This is a genomic window from Eubacterium uniforme (assembly GCF_900167115.1).
Classification (GTDB): domain Bacteria; phylum Bacillota; class Clostridia; order Lachnospirales; family Lachnospiraceae; genus Eubacterium_S; species Eubacterium_S uniforme.
Window position 1 is genome coordinate 286,600 of record NZ_FUXZ01000002.1, and the last position, 11,459, is coordinate 298,058.

General features: G+C 30.5%; 9 protein-coding genes. All 9 read right to left on the reverse strand.

Annotation, left to right across the window (positions count from 1 at the left end; genetic code table 11):
* Window positions 1-28: 28 nt before the first annotated feature.
* The 9 genes from B5D16_RS01175 to mutL all read right to left on the reverse strand — a co-directional run bounded on the left by B5D16_RS01175 (window position 29) and on the right by mutL (window position 11,459).
* Entirely contained in the window at window positions 29-802 is a 774-nt protein-coding gene (locus B5D16_RS01175) for an AAA family ATPase (protein WP_078765122.1), read from the reverse strand.
* A gap of 12 nt (window positions 803-814) precedes the next feature.
* Entirely contained in the window at window positions 815-3,685 is a 2,871-nt protein-coding gene (locus B5D16_RS01180; RefSeq protein WP_078765123.1) for a penicillin-binding transpeptidase domain-containing protein, read from the reverse strand.
* Entirely contained in the window at window positions 3,678-4,211 is a 534-nt protein-coding gene (mreD, locus tag B5D16_RS01185; protein WP_078765124.1) for a rod shape-determining protein MreD, read from the reverse strand. Before mreD ends, B5D16_RS01180 begins: the two co-directional genes overlap by 8 nt.
* 15 nt (window positions 4,212-4,226) lie before the next feature.
* Complete coding sequence (gene mreC / locus B5D16_RS01190; RefSeq protein ID WP_078765125.1) at window positions 4,227-5,093, reverse strand: rod shape-determining protein MreC; 867 nt, start codon at window positions 5,091-5,093, stop codon at window positions 4,227-4,229.
* A 27-nt stretch (window positions 5,094-5,120) separates the two neighbouring features.
* Window positions 5,121-6,149: a rod shape-determining protein gene (gene mreB / locus B5D16_RS01195; protein WP_078765126.1), complete on the reverse strand. Its 1,029-nt coding sequence runs from the start codon at window positions 6,147-6,149 to the stop codon at window positions 5,121-5,123.
* 13 nt (window positions 6,150-6,162) lie between these two features.
* Window positions 6,163-6,858: a RadC family protein gene (gene radC / locus B5D16_RS01200; RefSeq protein ID WP_078765127.1), complete on the reverse strand. Its 696-nt coding sequence runs from the start codon at window positions 6,856-6,858 to the stop codon at window positions 6,163-6,165.
* A gap of 144 nt (window positions 6,859-7,002) precedes the next feature.
* Entirely contained in the window at window positions 7,003-8,292 is a 1,290-nt protein-coding gene (locus B5D16_RS01205; protein ID WP_078765128.1) for a methionine gamma-lyase family protein, read from the reverse strand.
* On the reverse strand, window positions 8,282-9,235 hold the full coding sequence (miaA, locus tag B5D16_RS01210) for a tRNA (adenosine(37)-N6)-dimethylallyltransferase MiaA (protein WP_341465169.1): 954 nt from the start codon (window positions 9,233-9,235) through the stop codon (window positions 8,282-8,284). Before miaA ends, B5D16_RS01205 begins: the two co-directional genes overlap by 11 nt.
* Window positions 9,236-9,266: 31 nt before the next feature.
* Complete coding sequence (gene mutL / locus B5D16_RS01215; protein ID WP_078765129.1) at window positions 9,267-11,459, reverse strand: DNA mismatch repair endonuclease MutL; 2,193 nt, start codon at window positions 11,457-11,459, stop codon at window positions 9,267-9,269.

Consider the following 11,459-nt stretch of genomic DNA (forward strand, 5'->3'; position numbering starts at 1 on the left):
AAATTGTTATGAATAATCAAAGATAAATTTACCTCTTTCCAAATAATTTAAATTTTTTCTTCTTTTCAACTGGTAATATGATTTTTCCACCGCATATATCTTCACAAATCTTGCATATTTTCTTAGCAGAATCAGTATTATACTTAACTAGTGATTCACCTTTACTTAATGCAAGTTGGAAATCAATATCATACATAAACTCTTCTATTATCTCTAAACCTAGCAAATCGTCTATGTCTCTATTATTTAAATATGCGTTTTTCTTTTTAATTTCACTATCAATTTTATTAACAATAAGAGCAATATTTCTAATACCCTTATCTAATAGAATACTTTTTATTTTATCAGCATTCCTAATTGATAAAATATCAGGGCTACTAATAATAATTGATTTATCAATACCTGAAATCGAGCTAATGAACCCATTTGAAACACCGCTTGGTGTATCTATTATAATATAATCAAACTTTTGCTTTAATTCATCGTATTTTTCCCTAACTTTATCTGCATTAAGAATGTTTTCATTACAAATCTGTGCAGCAGGAATAATATACAATTTTTCAAAGCGATTATCTTTGATTACCACTTCCTTTAACTCGTTCTTATTATTCATATAATCTATGAAATTATAAAACGCGAAATCAGAAAGTCCCATTGCTATTTCAAGATTTCTTAAACCATTATTCTCGTCGATAATCAAAACCTTTTTATTCATCAAAGCAAGGCCGCTACCAATATTAATAGCAAATGTTGTTTTACCAACACCACCTTTACCAGATGTTATGGCTATAACTTCACCCATCTTATCTCCAAATTAATCGTGTGAACTTCCAACTTCAGGTTTATTAGCTTTACCTTTTAATATATCTTCAAGTTTAAGTTCACCATATTTATATCTAATAACATCTCTTGCAACTTCAGAAGCATTTGATGAAGCATCACCATAAGGGATAACTGTAGATAAAGCAATCTCTGGATTTTTATATGGAGCATAACATACAAAAACAGAATGTGTATTTCTCTTCTTGTTTTCTTCTGCTGTACCAGTTTTACCAGCTACTTCTATCTTCATCTTAGAATAAATACTTCTAACTGTACCATCACTACAAACAAGTCTCATACCCTTATGTATTGCATCCCAGGTAGATTGTTTAGCTTCAACTGTATTTTCAAGTTTTTTCTTGTTCTTTGTAACTTCTTCTCCATCTTCTGTAACTTCTTTAAGGAAAAGAGTTAATGAATAATTCTTTCCACCATTTGCTAAAGTCGAAACATATCTTGCAAGATTTGAACATGTATAACCATGACTACCCTGACCAATTGCAGAACGAACTGAACTTTCTGTAGAGAACTTAGGTTCTTTTTCAGTAATTTCAAGACCTGCTTTTTCATTTAAGCCAAGGGATGTTGCATATTTTTCCAGCTTTTTAAGACCAATTGCACTATCATAAGTTTCACCATCAGACGCAAAACTCATATCATAAGCAAGATTATAAAAGAAATAGTTACAAGAATCCTTTATAGCTTCAACAACATTTTCACTACCATGAGCATTTGGATAAATCCAGCATTTAGCATGTGGTGTAATCTCAGTAAATTCACCCTTACAAACATATGTTGAGTCTGTTGAAATATAACCATCTTCAAGTCCAGTCATAGCTGAAACCATCTTAAATGCTGAACCAGGTGCTGTTGTAGTTTGAGTAGCTCTGTTATAAATCGGAGCCGATTCATCATCTACAAGTTTCTGCCAATATTTATTATCAATTGAACCTGATAACTTATTATTATCATAACTTGGATATGTCACCAAAGCTAAGACTTCACCTGTGTTTGGATTTGTAACAACCGTTGAGCCCGAACAAGGATCAAGCGCAACCATAGCTGGTGTTATTACCAAGTTATCAATCTGATGTTTCATAAACTTATAAGCAACACTCTTATCATATGACTGTAAATTGTTATACCATTTATCATTCTCGTCTTTCTTAATGACACCCTGATCATATAAAGCGATACAAATATCAGTACCTGAAACACTTCCATCATATAAACAATAACAATAAATTAGTTTAGCAAAATCATCAGATTTCTTTGCCATTTTCTTTGTATAGTCAATTATTGCTTTATAAGTTTCATCAGCAGTAACATAATCACTCTCAAGTTCAAGATTAGCAACATTAATCCAGTTCATGGATACACAGTACATAATCATTTCCTTAAGTGAATTCTTACCATCAAGCCATTTAGAATATGTTTCATCTGAAGAATCAAGCATTGACTTCATAATAATATTATCATCAACTAATCCATTAAATACGAAATCACAGTACTCCTGATATTCATTATCTAACTTATCATAGTTTTCAGGACTATCAGTCATCAAACTTTCAATCTTCTGTAAAATATTTTCTGTTTTATTTTTATAGGCCTTATACATCTTCTTTTCAACACTAGATGCATTCTTCTTTCCAAAATGACGTAAATCCAAAACATTGTTATTAATCATTTGGAAATAAACCTGTCTTATTGAAACAACTATTTTTTCATCTTTTTTCTTTTTGCTTGCCTTATATGGTTCTTTTGCTTTCTTCTTAAAATCAATATCATATGCAACAAGCTGATTTGAAAGAATACCAGCAATCTTTTGCTCAAGCAATTTATATGTTGCCTTAGTAAGATCTGTATCAAGAGTTAAATAAATACTATTTCCAGTATTTGATTCCTCCTTCTTAATTACATCTACAACCTTACCTACACTATCAACAAATACTGTCTGAGACCCTCTATCTCCAGATAATTGATATTCAAAAGATTCCTCAATGCCACTCTTCCCTACAACATCATTAGGCATATAATCCTGATCATCCTGTGTAAATTTTTCTAACTGGTCAGGACTAATTGTACCAGTATAACCTATAACAGGAGCAAAATACTCTGCCTCATTATACTTTCTAATAGATTGCTGAGTAACATTTACACCTCTAATATCTGCTTTAGATTCTGAAATAGCAGCAACTGTTTTATCAGAAACATTCAATGCAAGAACTGTTGCCATGTATTTCTGATAATTATTCAAAGATAATTTATATCTAATCATTGCCACTTTAATATCATATTCAGCACCTAATCCAGTATCAATTTCATACTTATCTCTAACTAAATAATCAAATACCTCTTTAGCAGATGCATTTGAAATATCTCTACCCTTAGTATCTTTTAATTCCTTGCTACCATAAACATTAATCAGAAATGTTTTAATGGCACTTGGTGACTCCATGGTATATTCAATCTTACCATCTTTTTTAACACCAATACCAAAATCATAAACTATACTATCACCATTCTTTTCAATGATTTTAATTGCATTAAGAATTATATTATTAAGTTTTTCACTTCTCTTACCATTATTTTCAAGAGTATCTTCAATAGTAACAGCATATGCAAGTTCATTATATGCAAGCAAATTACCATTTCTATCAAAAATCTTTCCACGTGTTGCCTGATTATATATTGTCTTCTCAGCTTTTTTGATATATGTACTCATATAATAATCTTCATTGTAAATTTGAAGATTAAAAAGTCTAACAACCAATGAAGCAAATAATGCCACAATAATTATCATTACATATAAAATTCTGGATTTAAATATATTTGCAACAACATCTAAAAAATCTCTAATCAAAAGTCAACTCACTCCTCGATTCTTTTGTAAACATCTTATCATTAAATTTATATAATAAATAATATATAAGTACAGTTACAATTAAACTAGCAATTATCTCTGGAATAAACACCTTTTTAAAATAACTTCCAAAATGAATATGCTTTCTAAGAAGCATTCTAAAAACATAATAATAGAAATTATATAAAAAATCACAAACTGTCATCAATCCAATCGGAAATAATATTTGATCCTTATAAAACACTCGTCCCATTAAAGAACTAAAGAATCCTAATACAATAAATACAAGCATATTAAATCCAATCAAAGGTCCAAAATATAAATCAATTAATAAACCTGATAACAATCCAACAAACATTCCGTCATAATCACCATATATAAACCCAATCAAACATGTTGCAATTAGCAGCAAATTCGGTTTATACATAAAGTTTCTCATAACTGTAGTTTGTATCAAATAGCAACTAAGTACCAGAACAACATAAAAAATTATTCTTAATACTGCACGCTCAAACTTTTTATGCATAATTATACCTACTTATTATTCCTCGTTATAATCATCTTCATAGTTTTCTTTAGTCTGCTTAATAACTAAAACCTCATCCAAATGTTCAAAATCAACAACTGGAATAATATAACCTGACTGAGCAAGGTCATTTGAATCTAGTGATATTTCACTTACATATCCAATTAAAATTCCTGGAAGAAAACTTGTACTAACATGACTTGTTAAAACCATGTCACCCTCTTTTACTTCAACTTCCTTTTTAACATTAGTTAATCTAAGCTGACCAGAACTATATTCTTCTAAGTCTCCACTAACAATACCTAAATCAGATGAACTTGCAAACTTAACACTTACTGCACTTTCATCATCAATTATTGCTCTAACTGTTGCATGATTATCATAAGTTTCTGAAACAATACCTACAAGTCCGCTTCCACTTATAACATTCATGCCAGCTTCAATACCATCCTTTTTACCTTTATTTATTGTAAATAAATTAAACCAGTTACCTGAATCCTTACCTACTACTCTGCAGGCAATTTTTTCATACTCAGAATAAGTATTATCAAGTTCATATAACTCTCTAAGTCTTTCAAGTTCATATTTATTCTGTGATAATAAAGAATTCTCCTGGGTCAATTCATCTATTTGCTGTTTTAATTGCTTATTCGTTTTCTCTAATTTTTTAACTTTAGCAAATACTTTTCTTCTATGTGTTAAATTCTTTCCTATATCATTGATACCTTCCTGAAGTGGAATAACAATCTTTGAAACATTATTTCTAATTGGATTAAAAATCTTTGGTTTAATAGCTGATAAAAGCAAGGAAGCTATACAAATAAATATAAGAATAAATAATACATATGTAGTTGGTATTTTATTAATTTTCTTCTTATTCATGTTAATTCCTTTAATTCTAGAATAATATTATAAATACTGTGGTATCTTAGGCTCATACATTAAATTTTTATATGATGAGTCTGAGATAATTTTCGTTACACCTCTAATAACAGATTCACCTGGCTCATTAACTGTATTAACCTTAAAACCTGTTTCATTAGAAATCAAAATATCTAAATTTCTAATTGAAGATGTACCACCAGTTAAATAAATTCCATTCTTTTTTATATCTACTATCAATTCAGGTGGTGTTCTATCTAAAAGTGTTTTAATATTATAAATTATTTCATTTAAATTATGAGTAATTGCCTTATTAACAACATCAGCACCAATCTGTCGACTTGATGGCAAACCAGTAATCATATTGCGACCATATACATCAACTTCAAGCAATTCATCATCTTCGTCACTAACTAAAACATCTGCAATTTGGTTTTTAATTCTTTCTGCTGTTTTAACTCCAATCAAAAGATTATATTTTTTCTTAACAGCTGATGCGATAGCATCATCTAAAATATTACCACCCATCTTAATAATCTTACTAAGTACAAGACCACCTTGTGATAATATTGATATTTCAGTAGTTGAACCACCAATGTTAATAATCATATTACCATTTGGTTTATTGATATCTATACCAAGTCCAACAGCTTCAGCAATAGGTCTCTCAACAACATATAATTCCTTAACTTTAATATTAGAGTCAGAAACCACTTCAGAAAATCCATGTTTTTCAATTTCAGTAATATCAGTTGGAACTGCAACTAAAAACTTTCCCCCACTAACCATCTTTGGTTTATTCGCCATGATAAAGTACTGTTCAAATGAAGAAATCATATTTGTCATATCTGTAATTACTCCATCTGTAACAGGGAATACACATTTAATGTTAGTTGGTGTTTTTTCATACATTTCGTAAGCACCATTTCCATAATCAAACATAGCTCCATCTTTAATTGCAACAATATTCTTGAAATTTGAAATTTCTTTAGTATTGCTATTATATATTTTTATATTATTTGATCCTATGTCAACTCCATAAAATCCTATTGCCATTTTTCACCTCAAATTAAAGTAATTTATCTTTCTTAAAACTTGTAAACACATTATCACCATATATAATATGATCAAGTAATTCTATTCCTAAAATTCTTCCAGCCTTAGCAAATCTCTCCGTTATAGCAACATCATCACCGCTCGGTGTCGGGTCTCCTGTTGGATGATTATGCATTATAATTACAAAATGTGCATTACATTTTAATGCAATGGAAAATACATCCTTAGGAACAGCAATTGTATGATTATTAGTACCAATGGATATAATTGAATCCTTAATCAGATTACATTTAACATCTAAAAATACAGCCTTAAAGATTTCAACATTACTATGCCTCATCTCTTCCATGTAATAATCAGCAATTGTTTCAACTTCAGAAAAACATAGTTTTTCTTTTGCCTTGGTTTTTGAAATTCTTTTTGATAATTGCGCAACACAAAGAATCTGTATTGCTTTAACTTTACCAACACCATCTATCTTTAATAATTCTTCATAAGATAAATTCATTATTGATAAAAGTCCATCTTTGGAACCGCTTACATTCAATATGGTTTGAGCAAGATTAATTGCATTCTTACCCTTAATTCCACTCCTTAAGATAACAGCTAAAAGCTCTGCATCAGATAAACTCTGTGGACCATACATTAAACACTTTTCATATGGCCTATCGCTAGCTGGTAGTTCCTTTATAAATTTAATATCATTCATATATTATCCTTTCCGGTTAGCACGTAGGATTATATATAATCATGATATGCCCGATTTAATATTTTATCATAAATGCAGGTATGTTTAAACAATATACTCAAATTTAAGAAAATCTTAAACTTTTATTTTCCTAGCAAATACTATCTAAATATTTACTATTTTTGCATCTACGAGGCTCTGTAAACTCTTTAAAATACCAAACTTACCATGTTGCCATGTAAGTCCACCCTGGAAATATACTGCATATGGTTCCTTAATCGGACCATCAGCGCTAAGTTCAATTGAAGCACCTGAAATAAATGTACCAGCAGCCATAATAACCTGACTATCATAACCTGGCATATCCCAAGGTTCAGGTGTTGCAAAACTATCAACTGGTGCAGCAGCCTGAATACCTTCGCAGAATTTAATTAATGCATCTGCTCTTCCAAATTCAACAGCTTGGATAATATCATATCTTTCTTCTGACTTGTTTGGAACAACCTTAAATCCAAGTTCTTCATAGATATTTGCTGCAAATATAGCGCTCTTAAGTGCGCTTGCAACAACTGTAGGTGCTAAGAATAATCCCTGGTAAAAACTTAAATTAGTACCAATCGTTGCACCAACTTCAGCACCAAGTCCAGGAGATGTTAATCTGTATGCGCAACGCTCGATGCAAGCCTTAGTACCGGCAATGTAACCACCAATTGGAGCAAGTCCGCCACCTGGATTTTTAATCAATGAACCTACCACCATGTCAGCACCGAAATCAGATGGTTCATTCACCTGAACGAATTCGCCATAACAGTTATCAATCATAATAATTAAATCCTTGTTGATTGACTTGATGAATGAAATAACTTCACCAATAGATTCAACACTAAGAGTCTTTCTGGTCTGATAACCTTTTGAACGCTGAATACCAATAAGTTTTGTATTTTCATTAATGGCTTCCTTGATTCCATCAAAGTCAAAAGAACCATCTTCCTTTAAATCAACCTGATTATATGAAACATTCCATTCCTTTAATGAATTAATTGAATCTCTGATACCAATAACTTCTTCTAAAGTATCGTAAGGTTTGCCTGATACATATAAAATTTCATCACCTGGGCGGACATTAGCTGCAAGTGCAATTGCAAGTGCATGAGTCCCACAAGTGATTTGAGGTCTTACAAGTGCAGCCTCTGTATTAAATACATCGGCATAAACCTTTTCAAGTGTATCTCTTCCAATGTCATTGTAACCATATCCACTACTACCATTGAAATGAACATCTGCGACCTTATTCTTTTGAAAAGCATTTATAACTTTTAACTGATTATACTCAGCAACTTTATCAATCTTTTTAAACCTCTCTTCAAGTGATTCGAGAATCTTTTCGCCAAAATCATATACCTTCTTTTCAATTCCCATCGAAAGGTACATATTGTTTATATCATTATTTAACATTATTATGTTCAATCTCCTTTATCATTACTTCAAGGATTTTATCTTCATCATAATCAAATTCATTTTTATTAATCATGATTACTTCTTTTTCTCTTCTAAACCATGTAAGCTGTCTCTTTGCAAAATGTCTGGTGTTTTTCTTGATTAGTTCAATAGCCTCTTCCTTACTTATTTCACCATCAAGATACATATAAACCTCTTTATATCCAATCCCCTGCATTGAAACTAGATCTCTTCCATACCCTTTTTCCTTTAATGATTTAACCTCAGCAAATAATCCTTGCTCAACCATAATATCTACACGCTTGTTTATTCTATCATATAGATTTTTTCTATCATCATTTAGAACAAAATAAGCAAAATTATATGGTGAAGTTTTTTGCATTTCATTACTATTATGTTCGCTTAACTTAGTATTAGTTTGTCTGAAAAATTCAATTGCACGAATAACTCTTTTTACGTTATTCTTATGAACAATTTCAGCATATTCAGGATCAACTTCTTTTAATAAATCATATAAATAATCTTCACCTTTTTTTTTATAAAGATTCTCTAATTCTTTTCGAATTAATCCATCATCATTACTTTCACTAAAATCAATATCATATAAAACTGACTGAATATAAAAACCAGTTCCACCTGTAAGGATTGGAATATGCCCTCTACTTATAATCTCATCAATATACTTAGTAGCATATTGCTTAAAAGTAAACACACTGAAATCTTCATCAGGGTCTAGTTCATCAATAAGAAAATGAGGAACACCCTGCATCTCTTTTTTTTCAATTTTAGCAGAACCTATATCCATTCCCTTATAAACTGCAATTGAATCACAGCTTATAATTTCGCCATCAATTTTCTTTGCAAGATTAATTGAAAGTTCTGTTTTCCCAACAGCAGTTGGACCAGTCAAAATTACAATTGATTTATCCTTAATATCCAATTTAAAGATTCACCTTTCTAAACAAATAGAATTAAACTATTCTCTTAAACTTTCTTTCCATGTCTTTCTTTGAAATCTCAATCATAGTAGGTCTTCCATGCGGACAGTTAAATGGATCATCAAGAGTTAATAATGTACTAACAAGTTCATTCGCTTCTCTTTCTGAAATTGCCATATTACCTTTAATTGCAGCCTTACAGGACATTGTTGCAATTCTATCGTTAATAGTATCATTAGTTAATGAACCCATATTACTATCTAACTTTCCAATAAATTCCTGTAATACATCTGCATAATCAAGATTTAATAGATTATAAGGAACTGATCTAATGATATATTCCTTATCTCCAAAGTTTTCTATCTCATATCCAAATTTATCAAGATTATCCTTGTACTCATTTACAACAGCTTCAGCCTGACCATTAAGAGAAATAACAACTGGAGGATTTAAGTACTGTTTATCAACACCATTCTCCTTAAACTGTTTTAAGTATTTCTCATAATTAACCTTTTCATGCGCTGCATGCTGGTCAATGATGTACATAGAATTCTTATATTCAATAATCCAGTATGTATCAAAAACCTGTCCAACAATTCTAAAATCAGGTTTATCATCTGCTCTTACATTAGGTGAAATTAAAGATTCCTGAACAGCATCTTTAATAACATTTTCCTTAAACTCTTCTCTTAATTTATTTGATAAATCTTCGTCTTCCTTTTTACGATTAGCTTCAAAAGGTTCTGAAGCCTTATTAAAGAGTTCATCATAAGAAGATGATTTCTTAATACCATAGTCAGACTTAGTTTCATTTTGATACTTAGTAACTTCTTCATCCTTTTTAGGTGATGGAGAGTTTACAACATTATCTAAACTGATAGTTTTATTATTTTCAATTTTAGAATTATTATCTAATTTTGTATTATCTATGTTATTTGCTATATTTGTATCTGTAACATTTGATTTATTACTAACTCCAAAATCATTTACTTTAGATTTATACTCTGTCTTATCCTCAGCAACATTATTAACACTTTGAGGTTTAATAATATCATTCCTTAATACATTAGGATTTTCAGATTTAATCGAATCAACACTCTTTACTGTTCCAGCACTTTCACTCAAGCCATCAGCTTTAGGAGCAACCTTATCTTCTTCTCTAGCAGCAATCTGACTTTCTTTTCTGATTGCTTCCTTCTTTTCAGCTTCAGTTAAAAGTTCACCATCTCTGATTAAGTCGTTCTGTCTTAATGCCTTTCTAACTATATCAACAATAAAATCAAAGATTTCATTGCCACGTTTAAATCTAAGTTCCATCTTTGAAGGATGAACATTTACATCAATCAAATTGCTATCTATTTCGATAAATAAATTAGTGAATGGATACATATGCTGCATAATAAATGTTTTATAACCTTCTTCAATGGCTTTTGAAATAATACTACTCTTTATGTATCTTTTATTTATATAATAATTTTCATACCCTCTATTACCTCTTGTAACGACAGGCTTACCGATAAAGCCATGAATCTTAAGAAAGTCATTACTTTCATCAATCTCAACAAGATTTTTCGTAATGTCTCTTCCGTAAATGCTATAAATAACATCTCTTAAGTTACCATTACCAGGTGTATGAATTTTTGTATTTCCATTAACCTTTAAAACAAATGAAATATCTGGATTTGAAAGAGCAATCTTTTGAACAATATCAGTAATATATCCACCTTCAGTAGAACCACTCTTTAAAAACTTACGTCTTGCAGGTGTGTTAAAGAAAATATTCCTAACAACAAATGTTGTTCCATCAGGAAGTCCAACTTCTTCAAACTTCTTCTCTTCTCCACCTTCAATTGCATATCTATAGCCATAGATTTCATCTGCCTGTTTTGTTAATAACTCAACCTGACAAACAGCTGCAATACTTGATAAAGCTTCACCTCTAAAACCAAGTGAACCTACTGATACAAGATCCTCAGCTGTTTTAATCTTACTGGTTGTATGTCTTAAAAATGCAACCTTAATATCGTCCTTATCAAAACCAATTCCATTATCTGAAATTCGAATCATGTCAAGTCCGCCATTTTTAATTTCAACACTAATATTAGTTGCCTTAGCATCGATTGCATTTTCTAATAATTCTTTTACGATAGAACTTGGTCTGTCGATTACTTCGCCAGCAGCGATTCTGTTAATTGTATTTTGATCTAATACATTAATTTTTCCCAT

Bases quoted from the DNA above. Each gene is read 5' to 3' on its own strand.
- B5D16_RS01175 (WP_078765122.1), bottom strand. From the start codon at position 802: ATGGGTGAAGTTATAGCCATAACATCTGGTAAAGGTGGTGTTGGTAAA.
- mreD (WP_078765124.1), bottom strand. From the start codon at position 4,211: ATGCATAAAAAGTTTGAGCGTGCAGTATTAAGAATAATTTTTTATGTT.
- mreC (WP_078765125.1), bottom strand. From the start codon at position 5,093: ATGAATAAGAAGAAAATTAATAAAATACCAACTACATATGTATTATTT.
- mreB (WP_078765126.1), bottom strand. From the start codon at position 6,149: ATGGCAATAGGATTTTATGGAGTTGACATAGGATCAAATAATATAAAA.
- radC (WP_078765127.1), bottom strand. From the start codon at position 6,858: ATGAATGATATTAAATTTATAAAGGAACTACCAGCTAGCGATAGGCCA.
- B5D16_RS01205 (WP_078765128.1), bottom strand. From the start codon at position 8,292: ATGTTAAATAATGATATAAACAATATGTACCTTTCGATGGGAATTGAA.
- mutL (WP_078765129.1), bottom strand. From the start codon at position 11,459: ATGGGAAAAATTAATGTATTAGATCAAAATACAATTAACAGAATCGCT.